Annotated in this window: 15 protein-coding genes; 9 read left to right on the forward strand and 6 right to left on the reverse strand. The window is 70.5% G+C overall.

Going from position 1 to position 19,507, the window contains the following annotated elements:
• Positions 1 to 2: 2 nt before the first annotated feature.
• From araA to BOSE127_RS01025, 4 genes are all read right to left on the reverse strand, one after another.
• A complete protein-coding gene (gene araA / locus BOSE127_RS01010; RefSeq protein ID WP_017888398.1) occupies positions 3 to 1,538 on the reverse strand; it encodes an L-arabinose isomerase in 1,536 nt (511 codons plus the stop codon).
• Positions 1,535 to 2,245, reverse strand: coding sequence for an L-ribulose-5-phosphate 4-epimerase (locus BOSE127_RS01015; protein ID WP_042540341.1), 711 nt, complete (start codon positions 2,243 to 2,245; stop codon positions 1,535 to 1,537). Before BOSE127_RS01015 ends, araA begins: the two co-directional genes overlap by 4 nt.
• Positions 2,242 to 3,945 (reverse strand): xylulokinase, encoded by a 1,704-nt coding sequence (locus BOSE127_RS01020; protein ID WP_159556001.1) that lies wholly within the window; start codon positions 3,943 to 3,945, stop codon positions 2,242 to 2,244. Before BOSE127_RS01020 ends, BOSE127_RS01015 begins: the two co-directional genes overlap by 4 nt.
• 518 nt (positions 3,946 to 4,463) lie before the next feature.
• Positions 4,464 to 5,462 carry a LacI family DNA-binding transcriptional regulator gene (locus tag BOSE127_RS01025; protein ID WP_159556002.1) on the reverse strand — a complete coding sequence of 333 codons (999 nt, stop codon included), beginning with the start codon at positions 5,460 to 5,462 and terminating at the stop codon, positions 4,464 to 4,466.
• A 162-nt stretch (positions 5,463 to 5,624) separates the two neighbouring features.
• Here BOSE127_RS01025 and BOSE127_RS01030 point away from each other — a divergent pair, with 162 nt between their 5' ends.
• The 4 genes from BOSE127_RS01030 (at position 5,625) to BOSE127_RS01045 (ending at position 10,951) form a co-directional block, all read left to right on the forward strand.
• Positions 5,625 to 7,634 carry a glycoside hydrolase family 127 protein gene (locus BOSE127_RS01030; protein ID WP_159556003.1) on the forward strand — a complete coding sequence of 670 codons (2,010 nt, stop codon included), beginning with the start codon at positions 5,625 to 5,627 and terminating at the stop codon, positions 7,632 to 7,634.
• On the forward strand, positions 7,631 to 8,947 hold the full coding sequence (locus BOSE127_RS01035) for an ABC transporter substrate-binding protein (RefSeq protein WP_236559471.1): 1,317 nt from the start codon (positions 7,631 to 7,633) through the stop codon (positions 8,945 to 8,947). Before BOSE127_RS01030 ends, BOSE127_RS01035 begins: the two co-directional genes overlap by 4 nt.
• A gap of 77 nt (positions 8,948 to 9,024) precedes the next feature.
• Positions 9,025 to 9,993: a carbohydrate ABC transporter permease gene (locus BOSE127_RS01040; RefSeq protein WP_159556005.1), complete on the forward strand. Its 969-nt coding sequence runs from the start codon at positions 9,025 to 9,027 to the stop codon at positions 9,991 to 9,993.
• Positions 9,994 to 9,997: 4 nt separating this feature from the next.
• The gene (locus BOSE127_RS01045; RefSeq protein WP_017888391.1) at positions 9,998 to 10,951 is read left to right on the forward strand and encodes a carbohydrate ABC transporter permease; all 954 of its coding nucleotides are present in this window, start codon (positions 9,998 to 10,000) and stop codon (positions 10,949 to 10,951) included.
• Between the two features lie 252 nt (positions 10,952 to 11,203).
• Here BOSE127_RS01045 and BOSE127_RS01050 read toward each other — a convergent pair whose 3' ends face one another.
• Positions 11,204 to 12,253, reverse strand: a complete 1,050-nt coding sequence (locus BOSE127_RS01050; RefSeq protein ID WP_017888390.1) for a LacI family DNA-binding transcriptional regulator — start codon at positions 12,251 to 12,253, stop codon at positions 11,204 to 11,206.
• Positions 12,254 to 12,433: 180 nt separating this feature from the next.
• Between BOSE127_RS01050 and chvE the strand changes: the two genes are divergently transcribed.
• The 3 genes from chvE to mmsB all read left to right on the forward strand — a co-directional run bounded on the left by chvE (position 12,434) and on the right by mmsB (position 16,389).
• The gene (gene chvE, locus BOSE127_RS01055; protein WP_017888389.1) at positions 12,434 to 13,561 is read left to right on the forward strand and encodes a multiple monosaccharide ABC transporter substrate-binding protein; all 1,128 of its coding nucleotides are present in this window, start codon (positions 12,434 to 12,436) and stop codon (positions 13,559 to 13,561) included.
• A 106-nt stretch (positions 13,562 to 13,667) separates the two neighbouring features.
• Entirely contained in the window at positions 13,668 to 15,221 is a 1,554-nt protein-coding gene (gene mmsA, locus BOSE127_RS01060; protein WP_042540350.1) for a multiple monosaccharide ABC transporter ATP-binding protein, read from the forward strand.
• Positions 15,208 to 16,389, forward strand: coding sequence for a multiple monosaccharide ABC transporter permease (mmsB, locus tag BOSE127_RS01065; protein WP_017888387.1), 1,182 nt, complete (start codon positions 15,208 to 15,210; stop codon positions 16,387 to 16,389). The genes mmsA and mmsB overlap by 14 nt, the downstream gene beginning before the upstream one ends.
• 60 nt (positions 16,390 to 16,449) lie before the next feature.
• Here the strand turns inward: mmsB and BOSE127_RS01070 are convergent, their stop codons facing one another.
• A complete protein-coding gene (locus BOSE127_RS01070; RefSeq protein ID WP_236559472.1) occupies positions 16,450 to 17,790 on the reverse strand; it encodes an alpha-amylase family protein in 1,341 nt (446 codons plus the stop codon).
• 81 nt (positions 17,791 to 17,871) lie between these two features.
• On the opposite strand from BOSE127_RS01070, the gene BOSE127_RS01075 reads away from it, so the two are divergent.
• Both BOSE127_RS01075 and BOSE127_RS01080 read left to right on the forward strand, forming a co-directional pair.
• Positions 17,872 to 18,270, forward strand: a complete 399-nt coding sequence (locus BOSE127_RS01075; protein WP_017888385.1) for a DUF3253 domain-containing protein — start codon at positions 17,872 to 17,874, stop codon at positions 18,268 to 18,270.
• A gap of 37 nt (positions 18,271 to 18,307) precedes the next feature.
• Positions 18,308 to 19,408, forward strand: coding sequence for an SDR family oxidoreductase (locus tag BOSE127_RS01080; RefSeq protein ID WP_159556006.1), 1,101 nt, complete (start codon positions 18,308 to 18,310; stop codon positions 19,406 to 19,408).
• Positions 19,409 to 19,507: the final 99 nt, after the last annotated feature.

The raw sequence follows: 19,507 nt of genomic DNA on the forward strand, positions 1-19,507 counted from the left end.
CCCTAGAAGCCGCGGTCGAGACGGTGCCACGTCTGCTGGAGACGCAGCTCGTCGCGGAACCCGCGTGCGGTGGTGTGCTCGTCGATCACCAGGAACTCCGTGCCGACCATCGTCGCGAAGTCCTCGACGACCTGCAGGCCGACCGCCGTCGTCATGACGGTGTGGTGCGCGGCGCCGGCGGTGAGCCAGGCCTCGGCGGCGACGGGGAACGACGGCCGGGGCTCCCAGACCGCACGGCCGACGGGAAGCTTCGGCAGGGCCTCGGTCGGGGGCACGACGTCGACGACGTTCGCGGTGAGGCGGAACCCGTCGCGGGTGTCGGAGAGCGCGACGACGACGGCCTCGCCGGAGTCGGCGGTGAAGACCAGGCGGACCGGGTCGTCCTTGCCGCCGATGCCGAGCGGGTGGATCTCGAGCGTCGGCTTCGTGGTGGTGAGCGTCGGCGAGACCTCGAGCATGTGCGCCCCGAGGATCTTCTCGGCGCCCGGGGTGAGGTCGTAGGTGTAGTCCTCCATCAGGCTCGCACCACCGGGCAGGCCGGCGCCGGCGACGTTCATCGCGCGGACCAGGACCGAGGTCTTCCAGTCGCCCTCGGCGCCGAAGCCGTAGCCGTCGGCCATCAGGCGCTGCACGGCCAGGCCCGGCAGCTGCTTGAGCGAGCCGAGGTCCTCGAAGTTCGTGGTGAAGGCGGCGCTGCCGTTCTGCGCGAGCAGCGTGCGGAGGCCGATCTCGATGGCGGCGCCGTCGCGGAGCGCGGCGTGACGCTCGCCACCGTCGCTGCGGAGTGACGGGTCCACGTCGTAGTCGCGCTCGTACGTCGCCACGAGCGCGTCGACCGCTGCCGTGTCCGCTGCTGCGGCGTCCACCGCTGCTGCGAGCTCGTTGACCGCCCACGTGTTGACCTGCACGCCGAGCTCGATCTCGGCCTCGGTCTTGTCGCCCTCGGTGACGGCGACGTAGCGCATGTTGTCGCCGAAGCGGGTGAGCTTCAGCTCGCGGACGGCCGCGGCACCTGCGGCGGCACGGGTCCAGTTCGCGACGCGCTGCTGGACGCGCGGGTCCGAGACGTGGCCGACGGCCGTGGCGTGCCGGACGCCCAGGCGGGCCAGGGCGTAGCCGAACTCACGGTCGCCGTGCGCGGCCTGGTTGAGGTTCATGAAGTCGAAGTCGATGTCCGCCCAGGGCAGCGTGACGTTCGCCTGCGTGTGCAGGTGCAGCAGCGGCTTGGTCAGGGCCTGCAGGCCGCCGATCCACATCTTGGCCGGGCTGAACGTGTGCATCCACGTGGTGACACCGATGACCTTGTCGTCGGCGCTCGCCTCGATGAGCGCCCGGCGGATGCCGTCGGCGTCCTTGAGGACGGGCTTCCAGACGAGCTGCACCGGCAGGTGCCCGGCGAGCTCCGCGTGGACGGCCTTGCTCTGCTCCTCGACCTGGCGCAGGGTCTCCTCGCCGTAGAGCCCCTGGGAGCCCGTGAGGAACCAGACCTCGTAGCTGTCGAGCGTGGCCTGGGGGTCGACGGTGGTGTCCTGCGTCATCGCATGGCTCCTTCGGGGTTCTGTCCGTAGACGTTCTGGTAGCGATCGAAGAGTCGATCGATGTCTGCTTCGGGGATCGGGACGACCGCGCCGCCCTGCTTCGCGATGTGGACGGTCCGTGCCACGTCCTCGCACATCACGGCGGCCTTGACGGCGTCCTCCGCGTCCTTGCCGATCGTGAAGACGCCGTGGTTCTGCATCAGGACCGCACGGCTGCGGTGACCGCTCAGGGTGTCGACGATGCCGTGGCCGATCGAGTCGTCGCCGATGATCGCGAAGGGGCCGACCGGGATCGGTCCGCCGAACTCGTCCGCCATCGCCGTGATCACGCACGGGATCGCCTCGGCGCGGGCGGCCCAGGCGGTGGCGTACGTCGAGTGGGTGTGCACGACACCGCCGACCTCGGGCATGTTCCGGTACACGTAGGCGTGCGCGGCGGTGTCGCTGGAGGGACCGTGCGCGTTGCCCCAGCCCTCGGCCGGCACGCCGTCGAGCGTGCAGACGACCTGGTTCTCCGGCGTCAGGTCGTCGCTCGACACCCCGCTCGGCTTGATGACGAACAGGTCCGTACCGGGCACGCGCTCGGAGACGTTGCCGCCGGTCCAGATCACGAGGCCGTAGCGGACGAGTTCGCCGTGCAGGCGCGCGACGCGCTCCCGCGTCGTCGCCACCGCCTGGCGTGTGGTCTCGTCGATCGCGTCCGTCATCGGGTCACTTCCTCTGTCTGGAGGCGCGGGTCGGCGCCGTCGGTCGCTTCGGTCGGTCCTGTGGTCGCGCTGGGGCGGGTCGCCGCCGCGGCGACGTCCTGCACGGGCAGTGCGGCCCGGTAGCGCTCCAGGTACGTCTGGAACCCGGCGACGTCCGCCGGCTCGGGTTCGGCCACGTGCACGGCGTCCCCGCCGAACACGGTGTCCGACAGGTAGTCGGCGAGCTGCTGGTCGGTGTGCTCGAGGTAGGCGGCCAACACCGCGATCCCCCAGGCGCCGCCCTCGCCCGCGGTCTCCTCGAGCGCGATCGGCACCCGCAACGCCGCCGCGAGGAGCCGCTGCGGGCTGCCGGGCGTCCGGAAGAGCCCGCCGTGCGCCGTCATCCGGTCCACCTGCACCTGTTCGCCGTGCAGGACGTCCATGCCGATGGCCAGGGTCGCGAAGGCGCCGTGCACCTCGGAGCGCACCAGGTTGCCGAGCGTGAAGCGTGCGCCGGGGGTGCGGAGCAGCAGGGGCCGGCCGTCCTCGACGTGGGTGACCGGTTCGCCCGCCAGGTAGTTGAAGGAGAGCAGGCCGCCGGCGTCCGGGTCGGTGTCGTCGGCGACGGCCTCGGCGAGCAGCGTGGCGTAGACGTCGTCGATGCCGATCGGCGTCGCGCCGGTCCGCTCGCTCGAGGCCTCGGCGAAGCGCCCGAACACCCGGGCCCAGCTCGCGATCTCGCTCGCGCCGTTGTTGCAGTGCACCATCGCCACGGCGTCCCCGGCCGGGGTGGTGACGACGTCGAGTTCCTCGTGCGCCGTGGTCAGCGGCTGCTCGAGCACGACCATCGCGAAGATGCTCGTGCCGACACTGACGTTGCCGGTGCGCGGAGCGACCGCGTTCGTCGCGACCATGCCGGTGCCGGCGTCCCCCTCGGGCGGGCAGAGCGGCGCACCGGGTTCGAGCGTGCCGGTCGGGTCGAGCCAGGCCGCTCCCTCGGGGGTCAACTCGCCCGCTTCGGCGCCGGCCACCAGGACCTCGGGCAGCAGGGACCGCAGGTCCGGCAGGCCGATCAGGTCCTCCGCGGTGGCGAGCATGGCGGGGTCGAAGTCCTTGGCACCGGGGTCACCGGGGCCGCTGTCGACGGGGCCGCCCTCGATGGGGAACATGCCGCTGGCGTCACCGACACCCAGCGCGTTCCGGCCGGTCAGACGACGGTGGACGTAGCCGGCCAGGGTCGTCACACCGGCGATCTCGGCCACGTGCGGCTCGTCGTCGAGGACCGCCTGGTACAGGTGCGCGATCGACCAGCGCAGCGGGATGTTGAACCCGAGGGCGTCGCTGAGCCGTTCGGCTGCGGGACCCGTGGAGGTGTTGCGCCAGGTGCGGAACGGCACGAGCAGCTCGCCCGCGGCGTCGAACGCCAGGTAGCCGTGCATCATCGCGCTCACGCCCACCGCGCGGAAGGTCGTCGGGGTCACGCGGTAATGCGACTCGACGTCGGCGACCAGGGCGGCGTACGCGGCACGGAGTCCGGTCTCGACGGCATCGAGTGAGTAGGTCCAGCGCCCGTCGACGTACTCGTTCTCCCACTCGTGGGACCCGGCTGCGATGGGGACGAGGTCTTCGTCCACCAGACAGGCCTTGATGCGGGTGGAGCCGAGCTCGATCCCGAGCGTGGTGCGGCCGTCCACGATCCGCTGTCGGCGGTCGTCGCCCATGCGTTCCTCCAGAACCTCGTCGTCCTCAGTGAGCGCTCACATCCTGGCACGTGAGCGCTCACACACGCAACGCGGCGGCGCGCCGCCCGTCCTGCCCGTCCCACTCGTCCGCCCGCTTCCCCGCCGGTCGAAACTCCCCGCTCAGTTCCGCCGACCGGTCACGAACCGTCGTCCGGCGCACCTGCAGCCGACCATTCCTGACCACTCGACGTCCCACGCACGACGGGTCGTGACCGCGCGACGCACGAGGGCGAAGACGACATGCCACCACTCGCCGCCCCACACCCGCGCGAGTCCTGACCCCTCGCCGCCCCACACCCGCGCGAGTCCCGACCACCTGCCACCCCGCACCCGCGAGCGCCGACCCGCCGGACCCGCGACACCCCGAACGGCGGCGCCCGGGACGGTCACGACACCCCGTTGCCTCCCCACCGCGCGGTCACGAACGGTCGGCTGGAGGCGCGCAGAGCGACGGTTCGTGACCACTCGACCACGGCGGACGGGGTGTCGTGACCGACCTAGGCCCCGACCGTGCTCTCGCGGATGACGAGCGACGGCGTCACGGCCGCCGACGCCGCGGTCCCGCCGTCGATCAGGGCGAGGAGCGCCTGCCCCGCGACGCGTCCGAGCTCCTCGAGCCGCAGGTCGACCGTGGTCAGCGGCGGCCTCGAGGCGAGCGCCATCACGTCCCAGTCGTCGAAGCCCGTGACCGCGACGTCTCCCGGCACCGAGCGTCCGAGCTCCCGCAGCCGGTCGCACACGCCCCGGGCGATCTGGTCGCTGCCACAGACGATCGCGTCGACGTCGGGCGACTGCCGGGCCAGCACGTCCACGGCCTGCCGCCCCCAGCGCTCCGACCACTCGCCGTACAGCGGCTCGGTGACCAGGTGCGACCCGAGCACCGACGTGGCACCGGCGACGCGACGCGCTGCCGACCGGTGCCGCGCCGGCCCCGTCACGATCGCGACCCGCTGCCTCCCGAGCGAGTGCACGTGCGAGGCGACGCGTGCCGAACCGGCGGCGTCGTCGAGCGTGACCGACACGTCGCTGTCGTCGGTCGAGGGCGAGAAGGCGTAGACGACGGGGATGGACGCGTCGATCGGGGGCCGGGCGTCGGCGGAGCGGCCGGTCACGATGATGCCGTCGACACCGCGGGCCGCCAGGGAGCGCAGGTAGTGGGCCTCGCGCACGTGGTCGTCGCGGGTGTCGCACAGCAGGACGGCCATCCGCCCGGCGGACAGGGCGTCCTCGGCACCGAGCAGCACCGGGATCGAGAATCGGCCGAACGAGTCGGTGGTGATCATGCCGACGGTGTAGGTCCGCCCCGAGGACAGCGCACGGGCACGGGCGTCGCCGACGAACCCGAGCTTCTCGGCGGCTTCCTTCACCCGCAGCCGGGTGGCGTCCCGCAGCTGTCCGGTGCCGTTCAGCGCCTTCGACGCGGTGCCGATCGACACCCCGGCGAGCGCCGCCACGTCGGTGATCCGGATCGGCTGTCCGGTGCGTTCGAGCGTCACGGCAACCACCTTTCCGATGACCAGGACGTGCCGATGACCTTACACAAAAGCACCGGAATGCTCTTGCGCGGCGTGCGCCCCGTGTCGTAGCGTCCACCGCAGAAACCGTTTTCCGGATCGATGACGACCCGGACGGCCCGAGTCACATCGCAAGGAGGCGACATGACCACCACGCTCGCGACCGATCGCGGCGCGCACACCGCGACCCCGGTCCTCCCGACCGCCGACGCGCACCTCACGCTCCGGCCGCTGCCGACCGGCGACGCCCGGATCACGGGCGGCTTCTGGGCGCTCCGACAGGAGCGCAACGGCCGTGACGCCGTGCGGAGCGGCTACCAGCAGCTCGAGACGGCCGGCAACTTCCGGAACCTGCGCATCGCCGCGGGGCTCGAGGAGGGCGAGGCCGTCGGCCCGATCTTCATGGACTCCGACGTGACGAAGTGGCTCGAGGCCGTGGCGTGGGAGTACGGCCGCGCCCCCGCCGAGGACCTGCTCGACCTGCAGCGCGAGGTCACCGCGCTGTACGCCCGAGCCCAGGCCGAGGACGGCTACCTGGACTCCGTGCAGCAGGTCCGCGGCAAGGGCGAGCGGTACACGGACCTCAAGTGGAGCCACGAGATGTACTGCGCCGGGCACCTGTACCAGGCGGCCGTGGCCCAGCACCGTGCGACGGGCGACACCGGGCTCCTCGAGGTCGCGATCAAGAACGCCGACCACCTGGTCCGCACGTTCGGCGACGGTACCGCCCCGGACGGCACGCCGAAGACCCGCGACGTCGACGGCCACCCCGTCGTCGAGATGGGCCTGGTCGAGCTGTACCGCGAGACCGGCGACCGCGCCTACCTCGACCTGGCGCACTGGTTCGTCGATGCCCGGGGCCACGGGATCATCGAGCGCGCCGGCGGCGAGCCGACGTACTTCTCCGACCGGGTGCCGAGCCGCGAAGCCACGACGGTGGAGGGCCACGCGGTCCGCGCCGTGTACCTGGCCGCGGGTGCCGTGGACGTCGCGATCGAGACCGGGGACACCGAGCTCCTCACCGCGAGCGAGACGCAGTTCGCGGACATGATGGCGACGAAGGCGTTCATCACCGGCGGCCTCGGGGCTCGCTGGGACTGGGAGGCGTTCGGCGACCCGTACGAGCTGCCGACCGACCGCGGCTACGCCGAGACCTGCGCGGCGATCGGCGGGGTGCAGTGGGCCTGGCGCCTGCTGCTCGCGACCGGCAAGCCCGTGTACGCGGACGCGATCGAGCGCCTGCTCTACAACGCGTTCCTCGCCGGGGTGAGCCTGGCCGGCACCGAGTACTTCTACGTGAACCCGCTGCAGCAGCGCGACCACGCCCACCAGGACGAGAACCGCTCCCCCGCCCACGGGCGTCGCGGCTGGTTCGACTGCGCCTGCTGCCCGCCGAACATCATGCGGACCTTCGCGAGCCTCGACGGCTACCTGGCGACCGCGACGGACGGCGGGTTGCAGATCCACCAGTACGCCACCGCGGACCTCGGTCCGGTGCGCGTCGACACCGACTCCCCGCACGACGGCCGCGTCCGCGTCACGGTCACCGAGGACGGCCCGCTCGCCCTGGGCCTGCGGATCCCGGCCTGGTCGGACACCACGACCGTCACGGGTCCGGACGGGTCCGCGAACCCCACGGCGGGCACGCTGCACGTCGTCGACCGCGAGTGGTCGGCGGGCGACACCGTCGACCTCGTCTTCGACACGACGCCGCACCGGTACGTCGCCGACGCCCGCATCGACGCCGCCCGCGGGCAGGTCGCGATCGAGCGCGGCCCGCTCGTGTACGCGGTCGAGCAGGCGGACCAGCAGGGCTTCACGGTCGACGACCTGACGGTCGACGCCGACGCGCCGATCACCGAGGAACACCGCGACGACCTGCTCGACGGCGTCGTCACGCTGCGGATCCCGGGGCACGCCCCGGCCGAGCACGTGCAGCCGGCCTGGCCGTACCAGCGTCTGGACGGGCCGGGAGGCGCGACCACAGCCCGCGACGCGACCAACGTCGACGACGTGGCCGGTCTGCAGGGCGCCACCACGGGCCTCCAGGCCGGTCGCGACGTCCACGACGTCACCGCCACCGCGGTCCCGTACTACGCGTGGGCGAACCGGGGAGCCGCGCCGATGCGCGTCTGGCTCCCGCTGGCGCGGTGACCGGCGTGGACCGCCGTGCGTTCCTCGTCGGCGGCGTCGCCGGCGGGGCGGCCCTCGCCCTGGCCGGGTGCTCCGGCACCCTGCCGAAGGTCGTCGCGAAGCCCGCGAGCTTCGGGAAGAACGCGACCGGCACGGTGCAGGTGTGGTGCCGGTCGGCGACCCAGGCCGGCCTGACATCGGCCGTCGCCGGGTTCAACAAGGCGAACCCGGAGCTGCAGGTCCAGCTGACCCCGGTGCCGGACGCGCAGTACGTGACCAAGCTGGCGACCGCGATCCGCGGCGGTGAGCCGCCGGACGTCGTGGACATCGACGACATCAACTCGCAGCTGTTCATCTTCCGCGAGGCGTTCGCCGACCTGACCGACGTCGTCAAGAGCCTGGACTACTTCGATGCGATCTCGCCGGGGCACCTGCGCCTGCTCGAGTACCGCGACCGGTACTACGGGCTGCCGTACCTGGCGGACAACTCGCAGCTGTTCGTCAACACCGAGCTGTTCGAGCGTGCCGGGCTCGACGTCGAGGAGTCGACGAGGGACCTGTCGACGCTGCTCGACGCGGCGAAGGCCATCCGGAAGCTCGACGACGACGTGTACGGCTGGTCGATCTCCGGCAACGCCGCCGGCATCATCGGCTTCGTCACGCAGCCGCACGTCTGGGCGACCGGCGTCGACATGATGACCGGCGAGGTCGGCTCCCAGCGGCCGAACATCACCGGCAACGAGGCCCTCGAACGCATGCTCGAGTTCTACCGGCAACTGTGGAAGGACGGCGTGCTGTCGAAGGCGACGTACTCCGACGCCGGTACCACGTGGGGTGCCGACTTCCGGGCCGGCAAGGTGGGGATCTTCCCGACCTCGTACGGGGCGACCGTGCCCGCGGCCACCAAGGCGATGCGGGCGAAGATGCAGACGGTGCTCATCCCGTCGTGGGACGGCCAGCGGTCGTTCTTCGACGGCGGCGACAACATGTGCATCCCGAACGGGGCGGCGAACCCGTCCGGTGGGTGGGCGTTCATGCAGTACGCGAACGCGCTCCAACAGCAGCAGGCACTGCCGGACGGCGGGTACTTCCCGACGCGGTCCGACGCCGCCACCCCGGAGTACCGCAAGCGGTTCCCGCTGGCGTACGGTCCGCTCGACGCCATCGAGAAGGGCTACGCACCGCAGACGCTGGCGTACAACCTGCTCAACAACCAGCCGTCGTCGCCGTACTTCGCGATGTTCCGCGAGGCCGTGTTCGGGTCGGGGAGCGCTGCCGCCATGCGGACGGCGCAGTCCGACTACCAGCGGATCCTCGACCAGGTGCAGGCCTGAGCCTGCCTGCTCGCTCGTCTCGCTCGTCTCGGGCTCTGGCTCGTCTCGCTCTTGTTGATGCACAGAGAGGTGCACGCATGTCGACCATCTCCACCCGGCGTCCCGCCGGCCGGACCGGCCCGGGCCGTCCCACCGTGGGCCGCGGCCCGGGGCGCGGCGGCTCCGCCCGGACCCGCAACTCGCTCACCCACCCGCCGCGCACCGGCGCCGTCCTCGTCGCCCCGGCGATCCTGTTCGTCGCCGTCTTCGTGCTCGTCCCGCTCGTGTTCGCGCTCTACATCTCGTTCACGAACTGGCCCCTGATCGGCCCGTACCGGTTCATCGGGCTGCAGAACTACCTGACGCTGTTCCAGGACCCGACGTTCGTGCACGCGATCGGCTACACGCTGCTGTACACGGCGATCGTGACCCTGCCGATCCTGGCGCTCGGGTACTTCTTGGCCGTGCTCGTCCGGGCCCGCCGCCGCGGCAGCACGATCCTGCGGACGGTGTTCTTCCTGCCGTACGTGGTCGGGCTGACGACGCTCTCGTTCATGCTCGTGCTCGAGGCGCAACCGAACTCCGGCGCCGTCAACATGGTGCTCCGCTGGCTCGGGATCACCGACGGCAGCACCGCGTGGCTCGTGAACGGCACGCTGGCGACGGTGCTCATCTGCGTGCTCGTGGTCTGGGCGGTGTCGGGCTTGACGATGGTGCTGCTCATGTCGGCGATGCAGGGCGTCCCCGACGAGGTCTACGAGTCCGCGCAGCTCGAAGGGGCGTCCTGGTGGCAGACCGAACGCCTCATCACGTTCCCGATGATCCGCTCCACCGTCGCGCTGAGCGTCATCATCTCGGTGATCGGGTCGCTGCTGGCCTTCAACCAGTTCTACATCCTGACCCAGGGCGGGCCGGGCACCGAGACCACCACCATCGTGAACGCGATCTACAACCGCGGGTTCGTGAACCTGCAGCTCGGGGCCGCGACCGCCCAGTCGATCGCCCTCGTCGTGGTGATCGCCGCCGTGACGGTGTTCCAGTTCTGGGCACTGCGAGAGAAGGACTGACGCCATGAGCACCACGACCTCCCGTGCGGCCCTCTCGGCGCCGGACCTGTCCACCAGGACCCTGACCACCACGGGCGACGGCCGACGTCGGCGCCACCAGCAGGGCAGCGTCCAGCACCCGCGCGACACCACCGTGAAGCGCACCCTGTACGCGATCGCCGGCATCGGTTCCGCGCTCGTGTTCGGTGTCCCGCTCATCTGGTCGATCCTGCGGGCGTTCCAGTCCGAGGCCGTCATCACGCAGGCCCCGGACCCGGCGACGTTCTTCCAGCTCGGGTGGCAGAACTTCGCCGCCGTGTTCGCCTCGTCGTCGCACCTGCTCACCGGCGTCGTGAACTCGCTCATCGTGTCGATCGCCACGGCGGTGCTGACCGCGGTCATCGCGACGATGGCCGGCTACGGCTTCGCCCGCTTCCGGTTCCGGGGATCCGGCGTCGTGTTCGGCCTGGTGCTGCTGACGATGATGGTGCCGTTCCAGGCCATCCTCACGCCGCTGTACCTCGAGATGAACGCGATGGGGCTGACGAACTCGCTGCTCGGGCTCGTGCTGTTCTACACGACGGTGAACCTGCCGTTCGGGGTGTTCGTGATGCGGAACGCGTTCGAGTCGATCCCCACCGAGCTCGAGGACTCGGCCTTCGTCGACGGGGCCTCGCGCTTCCGGGTCGTCGTGTCGGTGCTCCGCCCGCTCCTGCTGCCCGGGGCGGCGACCGCGGCACTGTACGCGTTCCTGGCGTCGTGGACGGAGTTCCTCGGAGCGCTGACGTTCCTGACGAAGGACTCGCTGTACACGCTGCCGGTCGCGCTGCTCAACCTGCAGACCGGGGCGTACGGGCAGGTGTCGTACGGCAACCTCGTCGCCGGGTCGGTGGTGGCGATGATCCCGTGCATCGCGCTGTACGTCGGGTTGCAACGGTTCTACGTCGCCGGGCTGTCGTCCGGGGCGTTGAAGGGCTGACGGTCGGGTCAGCTCGGGGTCGTGCGCGGTGTCGCACCGTGCGCGGCCCCTCGGTCGGTGCGGGGTCGTGCGCGGCTTCGCACCGTGCGCGGCCCCTCAACCGGTGCGGGGTTGATCGCTCGGTGCGGGACTGTAGCGCCGCACCGAGCGATCAACCTCGCACCGGCCGCACGACGCTGCACCGTGCGCCGCGGGCCGGCGCACGGAAGAACCTCGCACCACCCGCATACCGCCGCACGGTGCGACGGGGCGCTACGTGCTGCGCCGCACCACCAGCTCGGGCGCCAGCAGCGTCTCGTCGCGGGGCTCCCCCTCGACCAGGGCCCGCACGGTGTCGAGCACCCGCTCCCCCATCGCCCGGAAGTCCTGTCGCACGGTGGTCAACGGCGGCGTGAAGTGCGCGGCCTCGGGGACGTCGTCGAAGCCCACGACCGCGATGTCGTCGGGCACCCGCAGCCCCTCGTCGGCGAAGGCGTGCAGCACCCCGAGCGCCATCTGGTCGTTGCCCGCGAAGACCGCGTCGACCGTCCCAACGTCGATGTGCCGGGCAGCTGCGAAGCCGCTCGCCGGGGTCCAGTCGCCCTCGAGCACGACGGGTTCGAGCCCGGCGTCCTGCATGATCCGCACGTAGGTGGCACGGCGGACCTCGGACTCCTGCGACACGTGCGGTCCGGCGATGTGCACGATCCGGCGGTGTCCGCGGTCGAACAGGTGCTGCATCACGAGCGAGGTGCCGGCGGCCTGGTCGATCGCGACCGCGGCGACGCTCGGCGCGACCGGGTTCCGGACGGCGTCGCGCTGCACCGCGTTCGACACCACGACGGGCACCGTGACCGGCACGGTGAGCGAGGCGAGGGCGTCGAGCACCCGGTTGTCGGCGGCGACGAGCACGATCGCGGCGACGTCCTGCGCGAGCAGCGTGGTGAGCGCGCCGGACAGGTCGGACGGCGTCGGTTCCTCGGGCAGGGTGGACAGCAGCACGTGGTACCCGGCGGACCGCGCGGCCCGTTCGAAGCCGATCGAGGTGCTCGACGGTCCGTACAGCGCGTCGCCGGCGGTGATGATGCCGAGCGCCTTGCTCCGCCCGCCGGCGAGTGCCCGGGCGGCGGCGCGGGGCCGGTACCCGAGCGCGGTGACGGCGTCGGTGACCTGCGTCCGGTACTGCTCGCGGACGGTCGGGTCACCGTTGATGACACGCGAGACGGTCTGGTGGGACACGCCCGCGCGTTCGGCGACGTCGAAGATCGTCGGGGCCTTCCGGCGCTTGCCGCCCGTGCCCTCGGGGGCGGTCCTGGTGCTCACGTGGCCAACCGTACCGCTCGGTCCGGCCACCGCGGCAAGATCACGAAACGGCGACGCTGAGTTGACACCCCGTCACGGAACCCACAAGATGTGAGCGCTCACACGAGCGCATCCCGCGGGGCACAGCAGCCCCGGCACCCGACCGCGTCGAGGACGACGCGAAGGAACAGAGGTACTTCGATGATGAAGCGCAGGATCATCGCGGGCGTCGCAGCCGTCGGCATCGCGATCTCGCTGGCCGCTTGCTCGGCCGGCGGCCGTGCATCCACCGATGGTGGCGGCAGCGGCGACAACAAGGGCGCCCTCGTCGGCGTCGCCATGCCCACCAAGGTCTCCGAGCGGTGGATCAAGGACGGCAACGCCGTCAAGAGCGACCTCGAGAAGGCCGGCTACAAGGTCGACCTCGAGTACGGCGACAACAAGGTCCAGCAGCAGGCCCAGCAGGTCAGCAACATGATCACCAAGGGCGCGAAGGTCCTGATCATCGCGTCGATCGACGGTGGCGCGCTCTCCGACCAGCTCGACGCCGCCGCCAAGGCCGGCATCAAGGTGATCTCGTACGACCGCCTGCTCACGGGCAACAAGAACGTCGACTACTACGTGTCCTTCGACAACGAGAAGGTCGGCGTCGACCAGGCGAACAGCCTGCTCACCGGCCTGGGTGTCCTCGACGCGGACGGCAAGAAGACCGGCGAGAAGGGCCCCTTCAACATCGAGGTCTTCGCCGGCTCGCTCGACGACAACAACGCCGGGTTCTTCTTCAACGGCGCCATGAAGACGCTCAAGCCGTACCTCGAGGACGGCACGCTGAAGATCCAGTCCGGCCAGGACAAGCTGTCCCAGGCCGCGACGCAGCAGTGGGACCCGGCCACGGCCAAGGCCCGCATGCAGAACCTGGTCGCCAAGTCCTACTCGGGCGGCACCACGCTCGACGGCGTGCTCTCGCCGTACGACGGCATCTCGATCGGCATCATCTCGGCACTGCAGGGTGCCGGGTACGGCACGAGCGACCGTCCGCTCCCGACCGTCACGGGCCAGGACGCCGAGGCCGCCTCGGTCAAGTCGATCATCGCCGGGCAGCAGTACTCGACCATCTACAAGGACACGCGCAAGCTCGCCAAGCAGTCGGTCACCATGGCCGAGGACCTGCTCACCGGCAAGAAGCCCGAGGTCAACGACACCAAGAGCTACGACAACAAGGTCAAGGTCGTCCCGACCTTCCTGTTCCAGCCGACGGTCGTCACGAAGGACAACTACAAGGAAGTCCTCGTCGACTCGGGGTACTACACCGAAGCCGACCTGAAGTAGTCAGGGCCCATCTCTCGGACCGGAGGCGCGGTGCCAGCTGCGCACCGCGCCTCCAGTCCGTCTCCACCAGCGCGCGCACGCGCGCGCACGACGGAAAGGCGTCCACATGGCGGACACCATCCTCGAGATGCGGGACATCACCAAGACGTTCCCCGGCGTCAAGGCCCTGCAGGGGGTCACGATCGAGGTCGAGCGCGGCCAGGTCCACGCGATCTGCGGCGAGAACGGCGCAGGCAAGTCGACCCTGATGAAGGTGCTGTCGGGGGTCTACCCGGCCGGCTCCTTCGACGGCGAGATCCTGCTCGACGGCGAACCCGTGCGGTTCGCCAACATCAACGACTCCGAGGCCGCCGGCGTCGTCATCATCCACCAGGAGCTGGCCCTCAGCCCCTTCCTGTCGATCGCTGAGAACATCTTCCTCGGCAACGAGCAGTCCAAGGGCGGCTTCATCGACTGGAACAAGACGAACCTGACGGCAGCCGAGCTGCTGGGGCGCGTCGGGCTGAAGGACAACCCCGTGACCAAGGTCGTCGACCTCGGTGTCGGCAAGCAGCAGCTCGTCGAGATCGCGAAGGCGCTCTCGAAGGAGGTGAAGCTCCTCATCCTCGACGAGCCCACCGCCGCGCTGAACGACGACGACTCCGCGCACCTGCTCGAGCTCATCCGCTCGCTGCAGGCCGAGGGCATGACGGCGATCATCATCAGCCACAAGCTCAACGAGATCAAGGCGATCGCGGACAAGGTCACGATCATCCGTGACGGCAAGACCATCGAGACGCTCGACATGCGCGCCGACGATGTGTCCGAGGACCGCATCATCCGCGGGATGGTCGGCCGCGACCTGTCGAACCGGTACCCCGAGCGCGAGCACCCCGTCATCGGCGAGGAACTGCTGCGCATCGAGGACTGGACCGTCCACCACCAGCTCGACTCGTCGCGCGAGATCATCCACCGGGCCAACCTGAACGTCCGGGCCGGCGAGGTGGTCGGCATCGCCGGGCTGATGGGTGCCGGCCGCACCGAACTCGCGATGAGCGTCTTCGGCCAGTCGTACGGCACCGGCATCAGCGGCACCGTCTACAAGCGCGGAACGCCGATCAAGACGCACACCGTCTCGCAGGCGATCGACAACGGCATCGCCTACGTCACCGAGGACCGCAAGCGCTACGGCCTGAACCTGATCGACGACATCAAGCGGAACATCTCCGGGTCGGCGCTCGGCAAGCTCGCGAACTGGGGGTTCGTGAACTCCTCGGAGGAGACCACGGTCGCGAGCCAGTTCCTCAAGAGCCTCAACATCAAGGCGCCGAACGTCGACGTCGTGACGGGGAAGCTCTCCGGCGGGAACCAGCAGAAGGTCGTCCTGTCGAAGTGGATGTACGCCGACCCCGACGTGCTCATCCTCGACGAGCCCACCCGCGGCATCGACGTCGGCGCGAAGTACGAGATCTACACGATCATCAACCAGCTCGCCGACCAGGGGAAGGCGGTCATCGTGATCTCCTCCGAGCTCCCCGAACTGCTCGGCATCTGCGACCGCATCTACACGCTCTCCGAGGGCACCATCACGGCCGACGTCCCGCGCTCCGAGGCGACGCCCGAGGTCCTCATGCAGTACATGACCCAGGAACGGGAGACCCCTGTCAATGAACGCGCTTAAGTCCGCCGTCGGCTACCTCACCGGGCAGCTCCGACAGATCGGCCTGTTCATCGCGCTGATCGTCATCGTCATCTTCTTCCAGGTGACCACGAACGGCATCACGCTGGCCCCGATCAACGTGTCGAACCTGATCGTCCAGAACAGCTACATCCTCATCCTGGCCATCGGCATGGTGATGGTCATCATCGCCGGGCACATCGATCTGTCGGTCGGTTCGGTGGTCGCCTTCACCGGTGCCATGGCCGGCGTGATGATCACGCAGTGGAACATCCCGTGGCCCATCGCGGTCGTGCTCTGCCTGGTCGTCGGTGCCCTCGTCGGTGCCTGGCAGGGCTTCTGGATCGCCTACTTCGGGATCCCGGCGTTCATCGTGACGCTGGCGGGCATGCTCGCCTTCCGCGGCGCGGCCCAGATCGTGCTGCAGAACCAGCAGATCTCGCCGTTCCCGACCGGCTTCCGCTCGCTCGGCTCCGGCTTCCTGCCGTCCTTCGGCACCACCGGGTACGAGCCGCTCACGATGATCCTCGGCTTCGCCGCCGCGGCCGTCATGGTGATCGCAGCGTTCCGCGGTCGCATCACGCGTCGCAAGTACCAGCTCGAGAGCGAGCCGTTCGCCTGGTTCATCGTGAAGACGGCCTTCGGCGCCGTGCTCGTGATCTACGTGGCACTCCTGCTCGCCAGCTACAACGGCACCCCGATCGTGCTCGTCGTGCTCGGTGCGCTCGTGGTGATCTACTCGGTCGTCATGCGGAGCGCCGTGTTCGGCCGCCACATCTACGCGATCGGTGGCAACGCGCTGGCCGCGCAGCTGTCGGGTGTGAAGACGAAGCGGGTCACGTTCCTGCTCTTCGTCAACATGGGTGTCATCTCGGCCCTGGCGGGCGTGGTCTTCACCGGCCAGCTCAACCTGGCGGCTCCGGGCGCCGGCAACGGCTTCGAGCTCGACGCCATCGCCGCCGTGTTCATCGGTGGCGCTGCGGTCACCGGCGGCATCGGCACCGTGCCGGGCGCCATCGTCGGCGGTCTCATCATCGGCCTGCTGAACAACGGCATGTCGATCCTCGGTGTCGGCACCGAGTTCCAGTCCCTGATCAAGGGTCTGGTGCTGCTCGCCGCCGTCGCGTTCGACGTGTTCAACAAGCGCCGGGCGGCGTCCGCCCGCAAGTAGCGTTGTTCGCTTGGTGCGCAGAAACGGTCGGGTCCTCGATGGGGACCCGACCGTTTCTGCTCACGAACGCGACAGGACGGCCCACCCCCCGGCCGGGAGGCGCACGGTCCCGTCCCCGAGATCGGCCCCGCCCGCCTCGACCTGCGTCGCGTCGGCCACGGGCACCTCGACGGGGTCGTCCGCCAGGTTCAGGGCGGTCACCACGGCGGCGTCCGCCGTCGCGGTCCGCAGCACCACGGCGGTGTTGGTCAGGTGCACGACGTCGGTGTGTGCGCGGTGCAGCCACGGGTTCCGGCGACGCAGGGCGATGAGCGCCTCGTACGCGTGCGTCAGGTCCGTCGGCGCGGGCACCTCGGCCGGGAACTCCGGGCGGACAGCATCGTCGCCGCCCTCGCGTTCCTCCTTCACACCGGTCCAGCCGTACTCGTCACCGGCGTAGACCACCGGCGTCCCCGCGACCGTGAACAGCACGGCGGCGGCGTGCCCGGCGAACCGCTCCCCCACCGCGCTCGCGATCCGGGTCACGTCGTGGTTGCCGACGAACGTGGTCGGGGCGAAGGTGGCGAGCAGGGCGTCGTGCCGCTCGATCGCGTGCGCGAGCTCGTGGCCGTTGCGGTCCGCGATGCCGTGCCAGATCCCCTGCCACAGCTCGTACTGGGTGAGCGAGTCCATCGTCGAGTCGCGTGCGATCGCCGCCGCGTCGCCGTGGATGACCTCACCGCTGAACCAGGCGTCCGGGAACCGCTCCCGCACCCGTGGCAGCACCCGCGCCCAGAACGCTGGCGGCACCGCGTACGCCGCGTCGAGCCGCCAGCCGTCGATCCCCCGCTCCAGCCAGTGCGTCATGACCTGCACCACGAGGTCCTCGGTGGCGCGGCTGTCGTGGTCGAGCGCGACGAGGATGTCGTGCCCCTCGAACAGCCCGACGGGCACGGGCTGTTCCGGCTGCCAGCCGGACCAGTCGATGGCGAACAGGTCGGCGGTCGGTGCCTCGGGGCCCTGTTCCGACAACGCGGTGAAGGCCGGGTGCTCGCGGCCGACGTGGTTGAACACCCCGTCCAGCAGCACCCGCACGCCCCGCTCGTGCGCCGCGGCGACCAGGGCGTCGAAGTCGGCGTCGTCGCCCAGGCGCGGGTCGATGCGGAAGTGGTCGACCGTGTCGTAGCCGTGGGTCGAGCTCGCGAACACCGGGCCGAGCAACAGGCCGTTCAGACCGAGGTCGACGACGTGGTCGAGCCACCCGGTCAGGCGGTCGAGGCGGTGTTCGAGCGGACGCTCCCCCACCGGCGTGGTCGGCCGGACCTCGGCGCCGACGAAGCCGAGCGGGTAGACGTGCCACCACATCACGTGCTGGGCCCAGGCGGGCTCGGACGGACGGGTGGGGGCGGTGTCGGGGTTCACCGCTCCGATGCTGCCAGGTGCACCTGGGCCGGGTGCGTGGTCGCTGTGTACCCCCGCGGACGGCAGGACGAGGATGGGGTGATGGGACGGGCGATCAGGACGGAAGCCGATGCTTCGGCGTCGGAGTCGGCGCACGCCGAGCGGACCTGCGCCTCGTGCGGTCGGCGGATGCCGTCCTCGGCGGCACCGGAGGCGAAGTGGTGCTCGGGCGCCTGTCGCCGGCACGGTCTCGACGACACCGACCGGGCTCTGGAGCAGCGCATCGACGAACTGCTCGCAGCCCGGGCACGGACCTCGAGCATCTGCCCGTCCGAGGTCGCACGCTCGCTGGACCCGGACGACTGGCGACCGCTGATGGAGCCGGCACGGCGAGCCGCCCGGCGCATGGTCGCGCGCGGCGAGGTCGAGATCACCCAGGGCGGGTCCGTCGTCGACCCGTCGACCGCCAAGGGTCCGATCCGCATCCGCCGTCCGCGTTGAGGGAACACGTGTCGTCCAACGTGAGTTGCATCGAGGGATGACTGCAACCGGATCGACCGAACCGACCCCTGCCCGCCGCGAAGCCCTGGTCGTCGGAGCCAGTGGCATCACCGGTTCTGCCCTGGTGCGCCACCTGCTCGACCTCGGCTGGGACGTGACGGCGCTCTCCCGCCGACCGCTCGCCGAACAGGGCGTCCGGACCGTCGCGGCCGACTTGCGTGACCCCGAGAGCCTGGCGGCCGCACTCACCGACGAGCACCCGACCCACGTCTTCTTCACCGCCTGGCAGCGGCAGGACACCGAGGCGGAGAACATCCGCGTGAACGGCGGAATGGTCCGCGACCTGCTCGCGGCACTGTCGCACGCTCCGCTCGAGCACGTCGCCCTGGTCACCGGCCTGAAGCACTACCTCGGCCCGTTCGAGGCGTACGCCGCCGGCGAGATGCCCGACACCCCCTTCCACGAGGAGGAGCCGCGCCTCGACACCCCGAACTTCTACTACGCGCAAGAGGACGAACTCTTCGCAGCCGCGGAGCGCCAGGGGTTCACCTGGTCGGTGCACCGCTCCCACACCGTGATCGGGCACGCCGTCGGCAACGCCATGAACATGGGCCTCACACTCGCCGTGCAGGCCACGCTGGCGAAGGAACTCGACCTGGACTTCGTGTTCCCCGGCAGTGAGGCGCAGTGGAACGGCCTGACCGACATGACCGACGCCGGCATCCTCGCCGAGCACATGGTGTGGGCCTCGACGTCACCCGAGGGTGCGGACGAGCCGTTCAACATCGTCAACGGTGACGTCTTCCGCTGGCGTTGGATGTGGCCGCGCCTGGCCGCGCACCTCGGTGTCGACCCCGCGCGCGTGGTGGGCTACCAGGACGCTCCGCGACCGCTCGAGGAGCAGATGGCCCCGTACGAGTCCGAGTGGGCCGGCATCGCCGAGCGCCACGGTCTCGCCGAGGCCGACATCAACCGACTCGCTTCGTGGTGGCACACCGACGCCGACCTGGGCCGCGCGATGGAGGTCGTGACCGACATGGGCAAGAGCCGAGACGCCGGGTTCACGGCGTTCCGTCGGACCGAACAGGCCTTCGCGGACCTGTTCGCTCGCTACCGGGCCGACCGCCTCATCCCCTGATCAGCGGCGCACATGTCCTGCCGCAGTGAACGGGGTACACCTCCGTCCGTACTGTCGGTGACACACCGCCGGGTCCACCGGTGATGCCCCCACCGGAAG

Source organism: Curtobacterium sp. 8I-2 (genome assembly GCF_902506155.1).
In the GTDB taxonomy this organism is placed as follows: domain Bacteria; phylum Actinomycetota; class Actinomycetes; order Actinomycetales; family Microbacteriaceae; genus Curtobacterium; species Curtobacterium poinsettiae.